Source organism: Fibrobacter sp. UWB16, from assembly GCF_900215325.1.
Taxonomy (GTDB): Bacteria; Fibrobacterota; Fibrobacteria; order Fibrobacterales; family Fibrobacteraceae; genus Fibrobacter.
In genome coordinates this window covers 165,739-187,626 of record NZ_OCMS01000004.1, presented here as the reverse complement: position 1 = coordinate 187,626, position 21,888 = coordinate 165,739, and the positions used below count along the sequence as shown (strand labels likewise).

The 21,888-nt window shown below is 49.4% G+C and carries 13 protein-coding genes; 12 read left to right on the top strand and 1 reads right to left on the bottom strand.

The genetic code is table 11. The features are described from left to right. Position 1 precedes the first annotated feature (1 nt). The 4 genes from rpoC (at position 2) to CRN95_RS12920 (ending at position 6,718) form a co-directional block, all read left to right on the top strand. Positions 2 to 4,441, top strand: a complete 4,440-nt coding sequence (rpoC, locus tag CRN95_RS12935) for a DNA-directed RNA polymerase subunit beta' (protein ID WP_088630088.1) — start codon at positions 2 to 4, stop codon at positions 4,439 to 4,441. 67 nt (positions 4,442 to 4,508) lie between these two features. After that, positions 4,509 to 4,898 carry a 30S ribosomal protein S12 gene (gene rpsL / locus CRN95_RS12930; protein ID WP_015731968.1) on the top strand — a complete coding sequence of 130 codons (390 nt, stop codon included), beginning with the start codon at positions 4,509 to 4,511 and terminating at the stop codon, positions 4,896 to 4,898. Between the two features lie 11 nt (positions 4,899 to 4,909). Next, positions 4,910 to 5,386, top strand: coding sequence for a 30S ribosomal protein S7 (gene rpsG / locus CRN95_RS12925; RefSeq protein WP_073424720.1), 477 nt, complete (start codon positions 4,910 to 4,912; stop codon positions 5,384 to 5,386). Positions 5,387 to 5,590: 204 nt separating this feature from the next. Further along, a complete protein-coding gene (locus CRN95_RS12920) occupies positions 5,591 to 6,718 on the top strand; it encodes an ATP-binding protein (RefSeq protein ID WP_097021164.1) in 1,128 nt (375 codons plus the stop codon). A gap of 77 nt (positions 6,719 to 6,795) precedes the next feature. Here CRN95_RS12920 and CRN95_RS12915 read toward each other — a convergent pair whose 3' ends face one another. After that, positions 6,796 to 7,902: a glycoside hydrolase family 26 protein gene (locus CRN95_RS12915; protein WP_235003044.1), complete on the bottom strand. Its 1,107-nt coding sequence runs from the start codon at positions 7,900 to 7,902 to the stop codon at positions 6,796 to 6,798. Between the two features lie 173 nt (positions 7,903 to 8,075). Between CRN95_RS12915 and CRN95_RS12910 the strand changes: the two genes are divergently transcribed. The 8 genes from CRN95_RS12910 (at position 8,076) to CRN95_RS12880 (ending at position 21,799) form a co-directional block, all read left to right on the top strand. Next, a complete protein-coding gene (locus CRN95_RS12910; protein WP_097021162.1) occupies positions 8,076 to 9,395 on the top strand; it encodes a GntR family transcriptional regulator in 1,320 nt (439 codons plus the stop codon). Between the two features lie 7 nt (positions 9,396 to 9,402). Continuing rightward, entirely contained in the window at positions 9,403 to 10,446 is a 1,044-nt protein-coding gene (locus CRN95_RS12905; RefSeq protein ID WP_235003043.1) for a hypothetical protein, read from the top strand. A gap of 10 nt (positions 10,447 to 10,456) precedes the next feature. Next, positions 10,457 to 11,266: a hypothetical protein gene (locus CRN95_RS12900; RefSeq protein WP_088640958.1), complete on the top strand. Its 810-nt coding sequence runs from the start codon at positions 10,457 to 10,459 to the stop codon at positions 11,264 to 11,266. Between the two features lie 317 nt (positions 11,267 to 11,583). After that, a complete protein-coding gene (gene eno, locus CRN95_RS12895; RefSeq protein ID WP_097021160.1) occupies positions 11,584 to 12,999 on the top strand; it encodes a phosphopyruvate hydratase in 1,416 nt (471 codons plus the stop codon). A gap of 193 nt (positions 13,000 to 13,192) precedes the next feature. Continuing rightward, positions 13,193 to 13,363 (top strand): hypothetical protein, encoded by a 171-nt coding sequence (locus CRN95_RS14850; RefSeq protein WP_159462319.1) that lies wholly within the window; start codon positions 13,193 to 13,195, stop codon positions 13,361 to 13,363. A gap of 261 nt (positions 13,364 to 13,624) precedes the next feature. Beyond that, positions 13,625 to 14,791, top strand: coding sequence for a ribose-phosphate pyrophosphokinase (locus CRN95_RS12890; RefSeq protein WP_014545977.1), 1,167 nt, complete (start codon positions 13,625 to 13,627; stop codon positions 14,789 to 14,791). Positions 14,792 to 14,982: 191 nt separating this feature from the next. Next, complete coding sequence (locus CRN95_RS12885; RefSeq protein ID WP_097021159.1) at positions 14,983 to 18,765, top strand: response regulator; 3,783 nt, start codon at positions 14,983 to 14,985, stop codon at positions 18,763 to 18,765. 7 nt (positions 18,766 to 18,772) lie between these two features. Continuing rightward, the gene (locus CRN95_RS12880; protein ID WP_097021158.1) at positions 18,773 to 21,799 is read left to right on the top strand and encodes a response regulator; all 3,027 of its coding nucleotides are present in this window, start codon (positions 18,773 to 18,775) and stop codon (positions 21,797 to 21,799) included. Positions 21,800 to 21,888: the final 89 nt, after the last annotated feature.

Here is a 21,888-nt window from a genome sequence, read left to right as displayed (position 1 = left end):
TATGGCTGAAGAAATGACTGAACAGTTTGGCGACATTTCTATTCATCTCGCCTCCCCGGACCTGATCCGTTACTGGTCCTATGGCGAAGTGACAAAGCCGGAAACGATTAACTACCGTTCCTTCAAGCCTGAAAAGGATGGTCTTTTCTGCGAAAAGATCTTTGGACCGGTTAAGAACTGGGAATGCAACTGCGGTAAGTTCAAGCGCATCCGCTACAAGGGCGTCATCTGCGACCGTTGCGGCGTTGAAGTGACTCACTCCAAGGTCCGTCGCGAACGCATGGGCCACATCGAACTTGCTATCCCTCTGACTCACACCTGGTTCGTCCGTAACCAGCCGTGCGTCATTGGTGCACTCCTCAACCTCAATACTAAGGACCTCGACCATATCATCTACTACGAAAAGTACGTGGTGATTGATCCGGGTACGACCGACCTTGAACCGAACTCCCTGATCGACGAAGCTCAGTATCAGGACCTCGTTGCCGAAGGCCGTGAATTTGAAGCCAAGATGGGCGCATCTGCTATCAAGCAGTTGCTCGACCGCGTCGACTTGACCAAGCTTTCCGAAGAACTCCGCTTGCAGGCTACTTCCAAGTCCAAGACCAAGCAGGACGACGCCGTGAAGCGCCTCAAGGTCGTCGAAGCCTTCAAGAAGTCCCAGATGGAAAGCTTCCGCAGCTACTACAAGAATCCGGATCCGGCCCGCGACGCAAGCAAGGCCTGGCTCAAGGGTCTTGCCGAAGCTGTTGCCGAATTCAAGGTAGACTACGAAGCCAAGCACTCCGACTTTGTGCTTGCCGACGCCTACGAAGAATTCCGCCACAAGTATCCGAACGAAGCACGCTTGCTCGCTAACCAGCCGTCCTGGATGATCCTCGACGTTCTTCCGGTTATCCCGCCTGATCTTCGTCCGCTCGTACCGCTCGAAGGTGGCCGCTTTGCTACCTCCGACTTGAACGAACTCTATCGCCGTGTCATCAACCGCAACAACCGCTTGAAAAAGTTGATTGACATCCGTGCCCCTAACGTGATTCTCTGCAACGAAAAGCGTATGCTCCAGGAAGCTGTCGACCAGTTGTTCGATAGCGGCCGCCGCACCGCTCGTGCAGGTTCTGCACGTCCGCTCAAGAGCCTCGCTGAACTCCTCAAGGGTAAGCAGGGCCGCTTCCGTATGAACTTGCTCGGTAAGCGTGTTGACTACTCCGGCCGTTCCGTGATTGTCGTGGGACCGGAACTTCGCATGCACCAGTGCGGTCTCCCGAAGCGCATGGCTCTTGAACTTTACAAGCCGTTCATCATCCAGCGCTTGGAAGAAGAAGGCATTGTCTACACGCTCAAGTCTGCTAAGAAGTACGTTGACGCAGAACGTCCTGAAGTTTGGGACATTCTCGAACAGATTATTGAAGACCACCCGGTCATGTTGAACCGCGCTCCGACGCTTCACCGCTTGGGTATCCAGGCATTCTATCCGAAGCTCATCGAAGGTAACGCGATTCGCCTCCACCCGCTCGTCTGTACAGCATTCAACGCTGACTTCGACGGTGACCAGATGGCTTGCCATCTTCCGCTTAGCTTCGAAACTCAGCTCGAATGCCGCGTGTTGATGCTTTCTTCGAACAACATTCTTCACCCGGCTTCTGGTCAGCCGATCGCTGTGCCGGGCCAGGACATTGTGCTTGGTCTGTACTACCTCACCAAGCCGCGTCCGAACCGCAAGGGTGAAGGCATGCACTTCTACGACCCGGCCGAAGCCGTTCGCGCTTACGAAAACGATGTCGTGGATTTGAACGCCAATGTTTACTTGAAGCTCCCGGCAGGTCGCAAGATCTATATGGGCGCTCTCGAAAAGGATTGCACTTGCATCCGCGAAATGGCTGATGACAATGGCAATCTCGAAGTCCAGGTCAAGGCTGGCGAAAAGATTAAGTTCCTCACCCTTAAGGAAGACAACGTCATCAAGACGACTGTCGGCCGTATCATCTTCAACGAATTTGTTCCGAACGCTCTTGGCTACGCCAACGAAACCTTCGGCAAGAAGGTGATTGCTAAGTCCATCGACGACCTCTATCGTCGTACCGGCAACCGCGTGACTGTCGACTACCTCGACGACCTCAAGGCTAACGGTTACAAGTGGGCAACTCGCGCTGGTTCCTCTGTGGCTATCGCCGAAATGGTGATCCCGAAGGAAAAGCAGGAAATGCTCGACAAGGCTGCCGAACAGGTTTCCAAGATTCGCGCCCTTTACGAAGACGGTGTCATTACTGACGGCGAACGTTATAACCAGACGATTGACGTGTGGTCCAAGACGACGTCCGATGTTGCAGCCAAGCAGTGGGACTTGCTCTCTCACGACCGTGACGGTTTCAACCCGGTCTACATGATGGCTGACTCCGGCGCTCGTGGTAGCCGTGAACAGATTAAGCAGCTGTCCGGTATGCGTGGTTTGATGCAGAAGCCGATCAAGCAGCTCGGTGGTCAGGAAGTTATTGAAAACCCGATTAAGTCCTGCTTCCGTGAAGGCTTGAACGTGATGGAATACTTCATTTCGTCTCACGGTGCTCGTAAGGGTCTTGCTGATACCGCTCTTAAGACGGCTGACGCTGGTTACCTTACCCGTCGTCTCGTGGACGTGGGCCAGGACCTCGTGATTACCGAACCGGACTGCGGAACTACCGATGGTATCGAAGTTTCTGCATTCAAGGACGGTGACGATACTGTCATTCCTCTTGAAGAACGTCTCCTCGGTCGCGCCCCGGTCGATGACATCAAGCACCCGGTGACGGGCGAAGTGATCGTCAAGGCTGGCGAACTCGTAACCGAACGCGACCTCCCGAAGATCTCTGCTACGGGTCTTGAACACATCAAGATGCGCTCTGTGCTCACCTGTAATTCCAAGAACGGTGTCTGCGCCAAGTGCTACGGCCGTATGCTTGCTTCCGGTCGTCCGGTTGACCTCGGCGAAGCTGTTGGCGTGCTTGCTGCACAGTCCATCGGTGAACCGGGTACGCAGCTTACCCTCCGTACGTTCCATATCGGTGGTGCTTCTTCCCGTTTGACGGTTGAAAGCGACAAGAAGGCTGCAGTCGATGGCCACATCGAACTCGAACAGGTCGAAACAGTCGACCACGAAGGCCAGAAGGTTGTCGTCTCCCGTATGGGCGAACTCGTTATTTTCGATACGACCGGCATTAACAAGGGTCGTTACCAGATTCCGTACGGTGCAATCTTGCACGTCGAAAACAATGCTACCGTCAAGAAGGGCGAAAGCATGTTCGAATGGGATCCGTATAACAGCCCGATTATCACGAACGTTTCCGGTACGATCGCATTTAGCAATCTTATTGAAAACAGAACTTACCGTATTGAACGCGATGAAATGACCGACGTCGAAACGTGGATCGTCATTAGCGACAAGCAGCACGGTAAGAACCAATTGCGTCCGGTCATCGTCATCAACGACGACCGTGGCGAAAAGGTTGGCCACTTCATGTTGCCTGACGGCGCTATCCTCGCCGTGCATCAGGGTGACCGCGTTACTTCCGGTCAGGTTATCGCAAAGCTTCCGCGTGCAGCTGGTAAGACCCGCGATATTACCGGTGGTCTTCCGCGCGTCGCTGAACTCTTCGAAGCTCGCGTTCCGAAGAACAAGGCATTCATCGCACCGGTTGACGGGCTCGTCAAGTACGGTAACGAAGTGCGCAACAACCAAGAAGTTATTATTCAGCAGATGGATGGCAACGAAGTGAAAGTGCTGGTTCCGCGTGGTATCCATCTGGCGGTCAATGACGGTGACCGTGTCCGTGCTGGTCAGAAGATCAGCGAAGGCAGTGTGGACCCGCACGATATCCTCGACGTTCTCGGACCCGAGGATGTGCAGCGCCACTTGGTGAACGAAATCCAGGCAGTTTACCGCCTGCAAGGTGTGGCTATTGCAGATAAGCACATCGAATGTATCGTTCGTCAGATGATGCGTAAGGTCCGCATTCTGGATCCGGGTGAATCGGATCTCTTGCCGGGCGAAGAAATTTCCAAGACCCGTCTCCGTACCGAAAACGAACGTCTGCGCGCTCTCGGTAAGGCTGAAGCTAAGTATCAACCGATGCTCCTTGGTATCACTAAGGCTTCTTTGGCAACGGACAGCTTCATTTCTGCAGCTTCCTTCCAGGAAACCCAAAAAATCCTTACTCGCGCCTCCATCGAAGGCTGCGTGGATCCGCTCATGGGTCTTAAGGAAAACGTGATTATGGGTCGACTTATTCCGTGCGGTACTGGTGCCCGTCACTTGAGGAACGTCCAAGTGATCGATGCCGATGCCGACGAAATGGAAGAACGCTCTCGTTTGCAGAATGTACAGGCTGAAAATTACGACTCTGGTTCCGGAATCCAGCTCCTGGATAACGAAATCGGCTCTTCTGACGAGGAAGATTCGGATAATTAACAGCTAAGTACTTGAAATATTTGGAAATAAAACTATATTTGCACTCCAAAATCTAGGAGATTAAACAGTGCCAACTATTCAACAGCTCGTCCGTAACGGACGTGAACAGATCAGCAACAGGACCGCTTCCGTAGCTTTGAAGTCCTGCCCCCAGAAGCGCGGCGTTTGCACCCGTGTTTACACCAGCACCCCGAAGAAGCCGAACTCCGCTCTTCGTAAGATTGCCCGTGTGCGCCTCTCCAACAAGATGGAAGTTACCGCTTACATCCCGGGTGAAGGCCACAACCTCCAGGAACACTCCATCGTGCTCATCCGCGGTGGTCGTGTGAAGGACGTTCCGGGTGTTCGCTACCACATCATCCGTGGTACGCTCGATACTCAGGCAGTCAACGGCCGTCAGAACGGCCGCTCCAAGTACGGTGTTAAGAAGAAAGGTGCCGCTCCGGCCAAGAAGTAAGGAAGTAATCTATGTCTAGAAGAAGAAAGGCTCTCCATCGCTCCATCCTCCCGGATCCGCGTTTTAAGTCCACCCTCGTTACCGAACTCGTCGGTGTCGTTCTCAAGCAGGGTAAGAAGACCATCGCTGAACAGATCGTCTATACCGCTCTTGACCTCCTCGACAAGAAGGTTGAAGGTAAGGAAACTCCGCTCGAAAAGTTCGAACTCTGCCTTGAAAACATCAAGCCGCGTGTCGAAGTCAAGTCCCGTCGCGTTGGTGGTGCAAACTACCAGGTTCCGATGGAAGTTGCTCCGGATCGCGCCAAGGCTCTCGCTCTCCGCTGGCTCCTCGATGCAGCTCGTAACCGCAACGAAGCCAACATGGCAGAACGTCTTGCAGCAGAACTCGTTGCCGCTAAGAACAGCGAAGGCAACGCAGTCCGCAAGAAGAACGATACGCACAAGATGGCCGAAGCCAACAAGGCTTTCGCTCACTTCCGTTTCTAATTCCTGCGCGCAAGCACAGAATTATCCTAGAGAAGGGTCTCGCTTTACAGCGAGACCTTTTCTGCATTTTGCGAAGGTCGTAATCTCTATTGCTGTCATTCCCGCCTCCGAGCGGGAATCTTCATTATCAGATTAGGATTATCCAAAAAGGATAATCCTTTTTGGATAAAAATTGTATATTTACGGTATAGACGAGGTTTCGCTATGGATAATGCCGTAATCAATCCTTTTTTGACATCTGGTTATTTGAGTGCAGAGTATTTCTGTGACCGTGAAGAAGAAACTAAGAAACTCACCCGTTTGCTTACGAATGGCAATAATGTGGCGTTGATATCTTCACGCCGCATGGGAAAGACTGGGCTCATTAGGCACTGCTTTGCGCAACCGAAAATCGTCCGTAGTTATAACACCTTTATAATTGATATTTACGCGACCAAGAATCTTGGCGATTTCGTCTATGAGATGGGACGCCAGATTGTGAATGCGTTAAAGCCGCGCGGCAAGAAGGCTATTGAATCTTTTGTTGATGCCGTAAAATCCTTGAGGGCAGGAATATCTTTTGATGTGCAAGGGTTACCTTCGTGGAATGTTGAACTTGGCGATGTCCAGACTCCGGCAATTACGTTAGAAGAGATCTTTGCGTATATTGAAAGTGCAGATAAGCCGTGCTTGATAGCTATTGACGAGTTTCAGTCTATTTCGAGCTATCCGGAAAAGAATAATGAAGCGACTTTACGCACTTATATACAGAATTGCCATAATGCGAATTTTGTCTTTGCGGGTTCTGAACGGACAATGATGGGCGAAATTTTTGTATCGGCGGCGCGTCCTTTTTACCAAAGTGTGTCCATTATGAACTTGGATGTCATCCCCGAAGGTAAGTATTCTGAATTTATAAAGTACCACTTTGAAAAGAATGGGCGAAAGATTGATGAAGATTCAATTCATGAGGCTTATGCGCGATTTGGCGGTGTGACGTGGTACATCCAGAAAATCATGAATTATGCCTATTCCATTACAGAAAAAGGCTGTTCTTTTAATGTTGCTCGATTGGAAGAAACAGTAGAGGATATCGTTGAGGAAAATTCAGAGATATACAAGAATATGCTATTCCTTTTGACGCCCCCGCAAAAAATGCTCCTCATTGCAATCGGAAAAGAAGGGCGTGTTTCGCAAATTACAGGTCGTCAGTTCTTAAAGAAATACAGCCTTTCTGCAAGTAGTGTTCAAAAGGCGTTAACTGCCTTGCTCGAAAAGCAGATTGTTACGAATAGCCAAGGTGTTTATGAAGTCTACGATAAGTTTATGACGATATGGCTCAGCTGGGGATAAAAAATTCCCACTCTAGCGTTACCTTTGGGGTGTGCTAGAATGGGGGTTGTCCAAGGAGTTTTATGAATAAGTTTTGTTTAGCGCTTCACGGATAACTTGTAAATGCTTTGTACGTTTGCCTTGGGAGCGTCGATAGCGTGTACGCCCGCGGTGAAGTGCTGCACCGGGCTCTGCCACAGGACACGGCCCTGATAGTCAAACTGCACGACACTTGCCTTTAATGCTTTGCCGGTTTGCATGTAGAGCTTGCCGTCTTGCAGGCGAAAGGAACTGCTGGCTGCCCTTCCGGCCGGCTTGAGTGCTGTGTTGTCGATGGTTTTCATCTTTGCAATGCCCGCCTTCCATGCATCAACTGCGGCCTGCGAGGTGTTGAGCGCCCAGTCGCCTTCGTTATCTTCCTTGCTCTGGCTGAACCACATCACTGCGAATACGCGGGAGAAGTCGGTCGCGAAGTGCTCGAACATGTCGGTAATCCATTCAGCCTTGTTGCCGCCAAGTTCGGAACTCGAAATTTCTGCGATGAAAAGCGGCTTGTTGATTTTGGCGAGTGCGTCGTAGGATTTTTTGAACACCTGCGAGAACGTCTGCCAGCTAGACCAGCTTTGGCATTTGCCCCAGTTGTAACCGTCGATGGAAATGTAGTCCACGTATTCGTCGCCGGGGTAGTTGCCGGTAAGCGTCGAACCCTTTCCTGCGTTTGAGGCGTTGGTGGTCCATACCCATTTGACGTTCGTTACGCCTTCTTCCTTGAAGATTTTTACGATATGACGGAATGCTTCGGCGACGTTTGCATCGGTGTTGCCGGCGCCAGCCTTGCCTACGCCCCAGTCGTACCAGTCGCCGTTCGCTTCGTGGAGCGGCCTGAGCCAGATTTCTTCGCCATAGCCTTTAACGCCCTTGGCGTAGTCACGGATGTATTCGTCGGCTTTTCCGTCCACCAGGTCTTGGGCGTTGTAGCCGTTTGCCATCCAGGTCACCACAAGCGTGGAGCCGTTGTCTTTCGCAACATTTGCGAATTCCTCGGTCGCGTTCCAGTCGTTCATGTCGAAAAGCGCAAAGTAGCTGATGAGGTCAACATGCGTGCCCTGCAAATCCTGGAATGCTTGCACGTTTTCTTGGGTGGGCTGCGGGTATTGGCCGGGGCCACCGACCCAGGCGCCGACTTGGAATGCTAAAGCAGTCATAGGCAAGATCCCTAATGTGAAGAGTAGTGATTTGAACATAGTAGCCTCGATATTCAAAGATTGTATTTTGTTTCCTTACTTAAATTAGGTTACTAGGCGTTCCCTGTAGCTGAAATTTTTGTATGTTCGTATTATAGTGTATCTAGTGTTATAAAAGAGGCGGGTGAGTTTTTATGACAATCGAAGATTTTTGCAAGTGGATTGAATCTGTTGGCTATAAGGATGGGGACCGGCTCCCTTCCGTGCGCGAGGTGGCGGCGTCTTCGGGGGCGTCGACGTTCACCGTTTTCCGTGCATACAAGAAGCTTGCCTCTCAGGGGAAGATTTATGCAGAACACGGCAACGGCTACTTTTGGGGGGCAAAGCCAAAAATCGAGGTGTCTGCGCATGAACTCGAAACGGAACGCGTAGAGCGATTGCTGCTGGAGGACTGGAAGTCGGGAAAGATTTCGGTTAATCGCCCGCTTCCATCAATCAAGGACATGTGTCAGTCTTATGCGACGACGTTGGGGACCATGCGGCGTACACTGGAATCATTGCATGCAAAGGGAATTTTGGAACGCAGGGGGCAAGGGCGTTATTATTTTGTCGATGCCCGGTTGGCGGTTTCTAAGACAAAAGAAATTCTCCTGATTATGCGCTGCAACCCTAACGGGGATTTTAATTGTCTTGGCGAACGCGAACTTTCGTTTATGCGAAAAGTGTATGTGGAAGCGCACCGTAATAACTTAAACGTCAAGGCGCTTGGCTATTACGAAGAAGAGGGCACATTTTTGGATGCGAACGGCAACCGCATCAAGCTGGGAGAATGCCGAGGTTGCTTTGGAGCCGTTGTCTCGACGATGCTCGTATTCGATATCAATAAACTATTTGCAAAACTTGCGACAACGCGTTTTCCTGTGGCTGTGTGGTGGGAACATCCGCTGTACGACATCCCGCGTGCGCTGAAAAAAGAAAAGCGGTTTGCGTTTTTTAATCTCGCTTTTGGTGAATTTCCGGGGCGTATTGTCGGGCGTTTTTTGAAGAAAAAAGGCTTGACGCGGATTGCCTTTGTTTCGCCTTACCACATGAGTATGTGGTCGAGGGACCGCTTGAAAGGTCTCAAGAATGTGGGGCTTGAGGTGTTCGAGGCGACTGACGCCTCGCATGCGAGCCCTTATGACTTTATGCAGGAACCGCGTGCGCATGCCCGTTATAGACAAATTTTAATGTCGCTCGTGAAAAAAATCCCGCCTGTGGATGCGTGGGTTGTTTCTAACGACAGGGTCGGTGTCGAGCTGATTTCGCTTGCGAACCAGGGCAAGATTCCGCGCCCGCCTTACATGGTTTCGTTCGACAATTCTACGGACAGCTACCGCAATCGTCTGGATTCCTTTGAGTTCAACGTGGAAACGCTTGCAGAACAGTCCGTGTTTCACTTGGTTTCGCCCGGAGTTACCTTGTATAAAAAAGGCGATTTCCGTGAACTCTCGGGGCATGTTGTAGAGAAGTAAAATATTTTTGTTCTTATATGGTGCAGGCGAGATTATATTTAAAGTAAAGGATTTGTTCGTGAAAAGAATAAGGAAATTTATTGTACTTCTATTTTCGGTATCGCTGTTGTTCCTTTGCGGGTGTTCGCAGTCCAATGAAGATGATGTGCGAAAAGCAAAACGCTTTGAGGCGTTGAAGGGACTGCCGTTAGATACAGTCCTTACGCGTGCGTTTAAATTCTATGAGCGGTTCCAGGCAACGGGTGATACGTTGCTGCGCGATTCCATGAACGATTACAGGAACCATTTTTTTGCAAGATGGGAATTGACTTCGGATTCTCTTTGCGGAACGGTTCCGGCGGATGATTCCCTGGCGGCAGATTTGCGAGAAATCTATAAAGTTGTAATGACGTTCCAAACAAAATTTTTTTATTGGGAATCGCTTGATGATGCCCAACGTGAATCATTTCTGAACAATACGGATTCTTATGGTAAACTGAAAATTTTGAATGGAGATTCAGATTTGCTAAATGCGTTGATTATGGATATTCCGCTTGAAGAAGCTGTGTCTGGCTTGAAAAAGGCTTATAGCATATATGATAGTATTTACTTTGTTCAGAAGATGAACGTGATGTATTTTGACACGTCTGCTTCTGATACGAATGAAATGGATAAGATTGATATGTTCCATGCACGTCGGGATGGAAGGAAAGAAGCGAAAGTTGCCTGCATGGACAAAACACCGATGGGCCACAAGGTTCTTGTTTTGAGCAAGGAATATAAAACGCTAATGAATGACTTTATGAATGCAAAAGTTGATTGGGAACATCGGGATAGGCCATTACTGCGGAAAATTCAATCCTTCTGGATTCCAAAGATTATTGTTGTACCGCTTTTTTGGGGTGGTTTCTTACTTGAATCGCCTCCGATTATATCTAATGCCGTATTTAACAAAAGTCACGATTTAGTAAAACTAAATGTCGGAGATGGGGATCGAGGAAGGTATTACTATTTGTCTAAGAAAAATGGAAAATGGAAATTGGTAAAGATTGAGGATGGCTGGTTTTCGTAAGGACATTTTTATGAAAAAGATTTTTGAGAGCTGTGTTTTGATGATTTCTATTCTTGCCGCTGGAGCTTCGGCCAAAGGACTTTATTTGGAAGGTTCTTTGGGCATCGCCAAGGCGGATTACGTGGAACAGGAACGCCCTCGCAGGTTGCAACAGGCCGATGACCATGTTGGAGAATGCCTCGACATTGAGGGTTGCAAGGATACGGGACCTAGCGGGGATTATGCTCCGCGGGATAGGGTGGAATACGTGGGCTATGGCCCAGTGCTGGATTTGAAAGTGGGGTATGGCTGGGAAAAACTGGCTGTATTTGGTGTTATTCAGGGAGCGTACACCGAAGGTTTCCATGTATTTGATTGTTATGTAATGAGTAAACCCGTGGAATACAATGGCGACCATGAAGGTTATGCGTTCCACAATCATAGAGTGGAGTATGAAGACTATCTTCGCTATAGTGAGCTTCATTCCTTTTCAACGCGATTGTTCTTTGGGGCCGGATTTACGGTATTTCCCTTTGCAAAAAAAGAATCGCCCTTGACGGGTTTCCATGCCGGCGCATCATTCGGTTTTTCTATTATTGAGACGCAGGTAGAAGAGGAAAAGACTGGTGTTGCAGACAGGAATCATGGTGCTATTGAGATAACATCTGCCCCAAATTACAGCCTCACTTTTGATGTGGGACATACTTGGTCTGTTAACGAAAAATGGAATATGGGTGTTGCTTTGACCGCGGCGTTTGAAAATCCTGTTGAATTTGAAAAGGAATACAGCATGTTCAACCTTCATACAATTTGGGTGGGACTGCGATTCGCAAGAAAGTAATTTCACAGGATCCTTCGACTCCGTTCCGGGACTCAAGATGACAAATTGCAATATCTAGTAACTCATAACTAGTAACTACCGTCCTCTTCCTACTAACCACTAATCACTAAAACTTTACTGGATCCTTCCTCTGTCTCCTTACAGGATCCAGAGTCAGGATGACGAAGAAGCGTTAACTGATGACTAACAACTAATGACCAATGACTAATCGCTAATAACTAAATCTTCACATTTTTTCTTCCTACTGTCTACTGCCTACTTCCTACTTTTCTATATTTTTCGCATCAAAATTTTCACTTTAACAGAAGGTTAATAAAATGGCTAAAATCGCTAAAGTTTGGGCTCGTCAGATTTTGGATTCCCGTGGCAATCCGTCTCTCGAAGTCGATGTCACTCTTGACAACGGTATCGTTGGTCACGCAGCTGTTCCGAGTGGTGCTTCCACCGGTGAACGCGAAGCTTGCGAACTCCGCGACGGCGACAAGAAGACCTATCTCGGCAAGGGCACTCTCACTGCCGTGAAGAACGTCAACACCAAGATCGCTAAGAAGATCGTTGGCATGGATCCGTCCAAGCAGACTGAAGTTGATGACGCTATGATCGAACTCGACGGCAACCGCATGCTCAAGAACACGCTCGGTGCAAACGCTATCCTCGGCGTTTCCATGGCTGTTTGCGTTGCTGCTGCTAAGGATGCTGGCCTTCCGCTTTACCAGTACATTGCTAAGCTCCATGGCACTGAAAAGCTCACCCTCCCGTGCCCGATGTGCAACGTGATCAACGGTGGTGCTCACTCTTCCGCTCCGATCGACTTCCAGGAATTCATGATCGCTCCGGTTGGCGCTAAGACTTTCTCCAAGGGTCTCCAGATGGTGACCGAAATCTTCCACGCTCTTAAGGCTGTCCTCAAGAAGGGTGGTTTCGATACGACGGTTGGTGACGAAGGTGGCTTTGCTCCTGGCGTTGCTATCAAGCCGGCTAAGAACAAGTTCGGTTACGAAATCAAGGACGTGATGACCCTCGAAAAGGCTCTCGCTGCTTTGAAGACCGCTACTGAAAACGCTGGTTACGTTTTCGGCAAGGACATCAAGATCGCTCTTGACGTTGCTTCTTCCGAATTCTGCGACAAGGAAACTGAAAAGGAAGGCTCCAAGGCTGTTACCTACACGTTCAAGAAGAGCACCAAGAAGACTGTCAAGTCTGCTGACATGGTCAAGCTCTATGAAAAGCTTATCGACAAGTACTCCATCTTCTCCATTGAAGACGGTCTCGATGAAGCTGACTGGGCAGGTTGGAAGGTTCTTACCGACAAGCTCGGTGGCAAGATCAACCTCGTTGGTGACGACCTGTTCGTTACGAACCCGACCATCTTCGACGAAGGCATCAAGGCTGGCATCGCTAACGCTATCCTCATCAAGGTGAACCAGGTCGGTTCTGTTTCTGAAACCCTCGCTGCTATCAAGCGCGCCCAGGTTGAAGGCTATGCTCCGATCGTTTCTCACCGTTCTGGCGAAACCGAAGACACCTTCATTGCTGACCTCGCCGTCGGTACTGCCGCTGGCCAGATCAAGACTGGTTCCCTCTCTCGTACGGACCGCGTCTGCAAGTACAACCGCCTCCTCCGCATCGAAGAAGAACTCGGCAAGGCTGCTGTCTACGCTGGCGACCCGCGCAAGGGTGCCAAGGCTCCGGCTAAGAAGGCCGCTTGCAAGAAGGGCTGCAAGAAGGCCTAATCAGGCGAGAGTCGCGACGGCAAGCTTGCTTGCCGGCATGACCGAGCCGCTTAGGACTGCGCTACGAAGTAGCGCAACTAATCTAAGCTTTTAGATTTGCTAAGAGAAGCCGTCCCCATCGGGACGGCTTCTTTGTATAGACAGCAGCCTTGCTGCGACTATGTAGGGCAGGTTAGTTAATAACCTGCTCGGAATGGTCGGCAAAGCCCCGGATACTAACGCCAGTGCAATCGTATATCGGGGCTTTGCACTCGTGTGTTTTGCTGCTGTCTACGCTGGCGACCCGCGCAAGAACTGCAAGGCTGCTAAGGCCCCGGCCAAGAAGGCTGCTTGCAAGAAGGCCTGCGCTAAGAAGGCTAAGTAAGGCGAACGTCGCAGAAACAAGCTTGCTTGTTTCTATGACTGAGCCGCTTAGGACTGCGCTACGAAGTAGCGCAACGCTAAGTAAGGCGAATGTCGCGACTGCGACCGTCTTTTTAGAACAAAGTATCTAGAAGAGCCTCGGCGTTAAGCCGGGGCTTTTTTGCATTTGGCAATTTTCTTTCCCTGAAACTTGAAACGTGGATAGATTCTAACTATATTTGGCAATAACACAAAAAGCAACCCTTAAATCAAGGCTAGGAAAATGTCAGATCGTTTTATCGTGACCGGCAACTTTACCGATGATCCGTTTGCCATCGACATGGCTCAGTACATCGGCCTCCGTGAAGATATCTCCGACGTGGTCTCCCTGAAGACTTTCGCCAACTCCGAATTCTGCCCCCGCTACATGCTGGATATGGACGACTTGGAACATATCGGCAAGCGCCTGGAAGGCAAGATTGTCTTGATTTGCTCTGTTTCTAACCATGAACGTAGCCGTAACGACTACGCCATGCGTAACTGCATCCTCGCTCGTGCTGCCAAGGATAACGGTGCAGAACAGGTCGTCTTGGTTGAACCGGACCTCTTCTACAGCGCCCAGGACCGTGGCCCGCACCGCATCGGTGAACTCGAAAAGGATCGCCCGGACATTGACCTCAAGAAGTTCGACGGCCAGGCATTCACGAGCCTCCTTTACGCCCAGCTTTTGAAGACTGCTGGTGTCGATGCCGTTGTCACCTGCCACAACCACAGCATCAAGGTGCAGAACCTCTTCAACGAAATTTTCGAGGGCAACTTCCACAACTTGATCCCGACGGACGTTTACGCCCACTACATCAAGAACAGCAACTTTGTTCAGACCGGTAAGGACGGCAACAACCTCGTGATCGTCTCCCCGGACAAGGGCGCACGCCCGTTCATGAACGCCGTGTTCGATGCTCTCCAGCTCCCGGAATGCAAGCGCGTCGTTATGGACAAGGTCCGTACTGGCGAGCGTGAAATCAGCATGACCTTCAACCCGGAACTCTCCGATATCAGCATCGAAGAAATCGAAGGCAAGGACGTGATCGTGTTCGACGACATGGTCCGTACCGGTACGACGATCGTGCAGTGCTGCGAACACATCAAGAAGGGTAACCCGAACCGCGTCTGCTTCGGTGTCACGCACTTCCACACCAGTGCCGAAGCCCGCGAAAAGCTCAACAGCCCGGCTATCGACGAAATCCTCACGACCTCCACGCTCCCGGATATCATGAACCGTGACTGCCAGGGCCGCCTCCGTAAAAAGCTCACCGTGCTCAAGCTCGGCAAGTGGATTGCTCGCCACGTGATGCAGATGTACGGCATGGACGATGGCCGCTTCGAGAAGGACTTCTACAAGATCGATATGTCCTCGAAGAACCCGCGTTGGCCGCCTGCATTCTTCTAATAGAGTCTGTATATGGAAAAAAAGTCCGGATGCCGCAAGACGTCCGGATTTTTGTTTTTTTTGAACTTTTTTCCGGAAAAGTGGTTTAAATGTCGGGTTGAAGTATTGTTTAGCTTGACATAAATATTTTCGCTGATTTGAAATTTTAATAAAACGTATTATTTTTATAAGAAAGGATATGGAACCACTTTATGGCTGACGAACACTCGATACCGTTGACGACAAATATTTTGGACGGGGTAGGCATAGGGCTTTGGGCTGTCGAAATTGATGACGGCTGCGCTCCACGTATGACTGCGAATCCGACCATGCTCAAGTTGCTTGGGCTTGAAGAGGGTGTTTCTGCCGAGGATATTTTCCATGCTTGGTTTGATAATATCGACCCGGAGCATTTTGCCGAAGTCAAGGCGTATGTCGACAAGATGAGTGCAGGCGAGGCGCCTGAAATTCAGTACCCTTGGCATGCTCCCGATGGCCGTGTCCGTTTTGTCCGTTGTGGTGGAACCCGCAATTTTCACTATAAGAAAGGTGTGAGGCTTGAAGGCTGGCACAAGGATATCACAGAGCTTGCGCTAATCCAGAAGACCACCGAAGAAGAGCTGCGTGACGAAATCAAGACGATGGATCTTGATACAAAGCGCGAACGCTTGCAGAGTGCCCTCAACGAAAAGCTTTATGGAAAGGCGATTCTCGACAAGGCGTATAGCTATTTCAAGGTGAACTTGTCGGAGGGCAAAGTCTCTCGCCCTTTTATCCAGATTATTGAAGGCAAGTCCGTCGATGTGAGCGATTCGTTTGGCGAAGACTTCCCGCATTACGATGCGATTATCGAGAAGATTGCAGACCAGCTCGTAGATAAGGATTACCGTAAGGCTTTTGTGCAGCACCTCTCGGCAAAGTCGCTCATTGACCAGGTCAAAAAAGGCGATTCCATCCCTGAATACACTTGCCGTTTTTATTCGCCGCATATCGGCTGGCATTACAGCCGTTTTGTCTGCTACGTTTCTAAGAACGAAATCCTGAATGAATACCAGGCGATGTTGGTCGCTTATAACGTCTCGGAACAGCAGAAACAGGATGCCGCAATTCGCGACTGCATCGATGTTCTCTATAAGGAAAATCGTTCCAAGGACGCTATCGAAGAACTGCTTGCAACGCTTGCCTCTTATTACGATGCCGATAGGGCGTATATCCTGGAATGCGACAAGGAAAGGGAATTCCTCTGTAGCACGTATGAATGGTGCCGCAAGGGTGTAAGGCCCAACAAGGCGGGGCTCCAGCATATTCCATTGGAAATTATCAGTCCGTGGATTGAATCCGTGGGCGATATGGACGCCGTCTATCTCGAATCGCAGGATGATGAATACGGTGTCTGGGAAAGGCTGTACAGCTCGTTGCCGGTTCTAGATATCAAGAGCATAAGCGTTTCGACGATTGCTTCGAATGAACAGCGTTACAGTTTCCTTGTTTTAGACAACCCCAAGGAATCGCAGAAGAATTTTGCTGTACTCAAGCTCGTCGCGAGTTTTGCCGAAAACGAAATCAACCGCAGAAAGCGCATGGACGAAGATGCCGCTGTGACTTCGCTCTTGGCGTCGGACTACTCGTGTATTTTCTATTGCGACCTGGAATACGACCTGGTGACAGCGCACAAGCTGAACGCGAACATCCAGAAGATGCTTGGCGATTCTCTGGGTGAATTTACTTATAGTGGTGCGATTAATCATATCGTCAATAAAGTTGTCGCTCCTGAATATCAAGATGCCGTGCTGAAAAAACTCTCGGCCAAAAGTCTCAATTCGCTCTTGCAAAAGAAGGGCGTCACGAGTTTTGAGTTTGTGAGCTATTCGGACAAGTTCTGCGAATGCAAAATCGTTGCCGTCAACAAGGGGCAAAAAGCTTTTGTGATTGGCTTTGCCGACAAGGATGAACAGATCCGCACGGTACGTATGCATCAGAAGAAGATTGAACAGGACCTGGAAATCATTGATGTCTTGGCGTCGGAATATTCTTCTGTTTATTACATTGATCTTGAAAAGGATGCGATTACGCCGTATTCGATGAACAAGGAATCGGAGTCGCTGTTTGGTCGTCGTTTCCGTTCGGGTGTTTCGTATTCCAAGGCCTTTGAAGAATATGTCGATGGTGTTGTTTGGGAACGTGATCGCCAGATGATGCACGAGGCCGGAACGCTCGACAATATTAAAAAGCAACTTGTTCGGCAGAAGACTTTTATCACGACGTATCGCGGGAATGTCGATGGCAGACCGCACTATTGCGAAATGAAGTTCGTGAAGGTGGGCGATGAATTCGATAAGCCGAAGGCTGTTGCGCTTGGCTTTGCCGAAAAGGACGACCTCATCCTCAAGGACTTTGTGAACGACATCCTGTACGATGATTACGTGTCCATCTACTTTGTGAATGTCGAAGACAATTCGTTTCGCACCATTAAATCTTCGAATGTCTCGTGGGTCGAGAAACGCCCGCTGTACAGTTCGTACTCTTCCGAAATCAAGCAAATCAGCAGTATTGTCTCAGACGAATTCCAGCAGGATTGGCTGAAGCTGTCGAACCTGTTCTATGTGCAAAAGTTCTTGAAGGGGACCGACCAGCGCGAACTGGAATTCAAGATTGCAAGCGGTGAATGGCTGCGTGCAAAGTTCACGACTATCGAACGCAATGACGATGGCGAGGTTGTCTCGTTTGTGCTTTCGTTCTTGCTGTTGAGCGATGACCAGGTTGAAAAACTGGAACTGGATGCGAAGATTGCCGAGCAGAACGACTTGCTCGAAAAGCAGCAGGTGATGCTCCAGAAGGCTCTTTCGATGGCGCAGTCTTCGGATCGTGCAAAGACGACGTTCCTCTCGAACATGAGCCATGATATCCGTACGCCGATGAATGCAATCGTGGGCTTTACGGGCCTTGCCATGGCACACATTGATGAAAAGGAAGTGGTTCTCGATTACTTGCGCAAGCTTGGCCAGAGTTCCAATCATTTGCTCTCGCTCATTAACGATGTGCTCGACATGAGCCGTATCGAATCGGGCAAGGTTGTGCTTTCGGAAAAAGACGAAGACCTGATTGAAATTATCAACGCCCTCAAGGACATTGTGCAGGCCGACGTCGATACGAAGAAACTCTCGTTTGATGTGAATATGAATATCTATGATTCAGGAATCGTGTGCGACAAGCTGCGACTGAATCAGGTGATTTTGAATGTCCTTTCGAATGCTATCAAGTACACGCAAGAGGGCGGCTCGGTTACAATGGTGGTGGACGAACGGGAATCGGAAAAGCCGAATTCGGCTCGATTTGAAATCCGTATTCGCGATAACGGCATGGGCATGAGCGAAAAATTCCTGAAGACGATTTACGAGCCGTTTACGCGCGCCAATTCTTCGACGGTGAGCGGTATTCAGGGAACTGGCCTTGGAATGTCCATCACGAAGAACATTGTCGAGATGATGGGCGGCAGCATTCAGATCTTTAGCGAAGAGAATAAAGGTACTGAAGTTGTCTTGAGTATCGACTTCAAGTTGCATGGCAAAAAGAGTGTCGGTTCCCAAATGCAGATCGGTGATTTCAGCTTCAAGGGCAAAAAGATTTTGCTTGTCGAAGATAACGAAATGAACCGCCAGATTGCATGCGATATTCTTGACGACAACGGATTTATTGTGTTTACGGCGGAAAATGGAAAACAGGCTGTGGAACTTATGCAAAATGCAAAGCCCGGGCAGTACGATCTTGTGCTCATGGACGTGCAGATGCCTGTGATGGACGGTTTTGCGGCAACGCGTGCAATCCGCATGCTTCCGGCAGGTTATCAGTCCCGCATACCGATTGTCGCCATGACGGCAAATGCCTTTGAAGAAGACCGCAAGGCGGCCCTTGATGCAGGCATGGATGAACACATTTCGAAACCTATTGACATTGACAAAATGAAGTATATTTTGTCAAGATTCCTCAAGAAGTGATGACTGAATGCTGAAAAATATTGATGGTACCCATAATGACAAGGTGATGCATAAGGATCACCTTGTTTTTGCTGTAATTCTTTTTGTGGTGACGGCTTTTGTTTTTTTGTTTATCTGCCAAAAGGTTTTGAAAATCGTTGAAGACGGTTGCTTCAATAGACTTCGTGAATATGCCGAGGTGGCGTCGAACGAATTTATAATGAATAACCTGCATTACGGTGGAGCGCTCCAGTTTGTGGCGGATGCCTTGGGGGACCGTGGCGATTATTCTGTTGACAGCCTGCAGCCGAAATTGGGTGAAATGCAGCCGTTTTTGCGCGACCAGAAAATCAGCATTCTCTTGCCGGGCGATACGGTGATTTTGCCAGATGGCGTGGTAACGAGTTCCTCGAAAATGAAGTTGTCCTTTGAACAGGAGGCAACGCCGAATCCGCATGTGACGGTGCGCCTTGAAAGCGATAAGCAAGAAGAAAAGCTCTTGTACCATTTTGTGCCGATTAAAAGTCATGGTCATACGGTTGCTGTGGCCTACTGGAATTTCAGTTTGGGCTTGATCCATCAATACTTGCGTAAGGACAAGCGCTATGACCGTAAAATGTACGTGTACGTCATCAATCGCGACGATGGCCGCCTGATTGCAGATACCAAGCACGATTCGCTGAAGAGCGTCCATGATTACAAGAACGAGATGGATAATGAAAAGGGCTTGTTCTCTGCCCTTGTGGATAGCGTACTTGCTGGCGCTTCTGGTGAAGCCTGCGTCGAAAACTACTGGGAAGAATCGAACTGTTTCTATTACAAGCCTTTGGCAGTGAATCACTGGAGTATTGTGATTTCGTCTCCTGAAAAGGTGGCGATGTCGGCAATCCATAAAGTCCGCTTTATCCTTCTTTGCTTTGGCGTTGTAGTGTTCGTATTTTTTGCGGCTTATTTTGTGTTGCTCCGCCGTGTGGCCATCCGAAGCATTGTGAACGAGACTGAACGTATGAAACAAGACGAAGTGGGCAAGGTGCGCTACATGCAGATGAAACTTCTCGGTCTTTTGTCCAAGAACTTTATTCACATTTACTACGTGAATCCGGAATCGGGATCGTATGTTGTTTACCCGAGTGCCATGAACGATCTGTACAAGGAAATCCTCAGTCGGTTTGACTGTAACGTTTCGTTGTACGACATCATGAACAATGATGAGCTCACGAAAATCCACAAGGATGATTTGGAACTTTGCCATAGCGTGTTCAACAAGGACGCTTTCCTGGAGATGATGGGCCCGAATGAGTCAAGAAAAGTGGTGGACATGCGCTGGTTCATCAATGGCAACTGGGTGTGGCTGCGTCATACGCTGATTGGCCTTGCTGATGGTAAGGGCGATGGCTATGTGCTTATCGGTGTTGAAGACGTGAACGACGAAAAGGTTGCTATCGAAGCCGAACGTGAAAGACTTTCGGTAATCAAGGGCCTTTCGGAAGACTTTACGCTCGTGAGCTTTATCAACCCCTCTACACGTGAAGATCATCTTTATTACGTCAAGAAGAATAACTGGGCGGATAATCCGAACTGGAGAAAGGTCGGGAACTTTGAAGACCGCCTAAAGCTGATTGCAAATACTCTTGTGCACCCGGATGACCGCAAGATGTTCATGGAAATGACGTCTAGCGAAGTTGTGAGTGAAAAGCTTGCGGCGAAGGGCGCCTATTATGTCAACTACCGCATGATTATCAATGGTGTGGTTGAATATTGGCAGCTCAAGTTTGTGATGGCGGGTAAGGCTCCTGATGCGCAGAACCAGATCGTGGCGGGCTTTATCAGCGTCGATGAATCCACTCGTTTGCAGCTGGAGCAGAAGGAACAGCTCGAAACGCAGGCTGAGGCTTTGAAACAGGCGCTCTCGGCAGCACAGGCCGCAAACAGTGCCAAGAAGGAATTCCTCAATAGCATAAGTCATGAAATCCGTACGCCGCTCAATGCCGTTATCGGCCTTACCTCGATTGCGTCTGCGCATTTGGGGGATAGCGAACGCGTCAAGGATTGCCTTGTGAAAATTGACCAGAGCTCCGATCGCCTGCTTTCGATTATCAACGACATTCTCGACATGAGCCGTATTGAATCAGGCAAGTTCGACCTCAACGAAGGTCCGATGCACTTGTTCGAAGTCATCCATGAGGTGGAACGCGATATCCGCAATGACTTGCAGGCGAAGGACCTCAAGTTTGAGCTGGATTGCGTCGGCATCAATGATGACGAAGTCGTTTGCGACAAGGAACGCTTGCGCCAGGTGCTCCTCAAGGTGCTTTCGAACGCGATCAAGTTTACGAAGGAAGGTGGCTCTGTCTCGATGAGCGTCAAGGAAACGCCGCTCACGAAGTCTAGCTATGCGGCCTACGAGTTCCGCATCAAGGATAACGGTATCGGCATGAGCGAAGAGTTCCTCAAGACGGTCTATGAACCGTTTACGAGAGAATCTGCAGTGTCGAGAGATGTCCGCGGCATGGGCCTTGGACTTGCCATCACGAAGAATTCCGTCGAGATGATGGGTGGCCAGATTGAAATTGCAAGCCGAAGAAATGTCGGTACCGAAGTTGTCATGACGTTTGAATTCAAGCTTGTGCAGTCCAAGAAGAGCGACGAAAGCAATGATGTTGCCAATTCCGGATTTGCAGGAAAGAGGATTCTCCTTGTCGAAGACAATATCCTCAACCGCGAAATTACGATGGAAATCCTCCAGGACAATGGTTTTATTGTGACGGCGGTGGAAGATGGCGATATTGCCGTGAAAATGCTTGCAAAGGCAAAATCGAGGCCGTTTGACGTCGTTTTGATGGACGTTCGCATGCCGGTGATGGACGGTTACGAGGCGACAAAGCGCATCCGCGCGTTCGAAAACAAGGATGTTGCCGAAATCCCGATTATCGCCATGACCGCTAACGCGTTTGACGAAGACCGCAAGGCTTCTTTCGAGGCGGGCATGAACGAACATATCGCAAAGCCGGTCAGTATTGAAAAGCTGAAGGACGTGCTTGCGATGTTCTTGTAATTTTATTCCTATTTATCTGTTACAACGGCGGTACAGCTCCAAAAAAATGTAAAAAGTTATCTATATTGAAAACATATGTCAGCACGAGT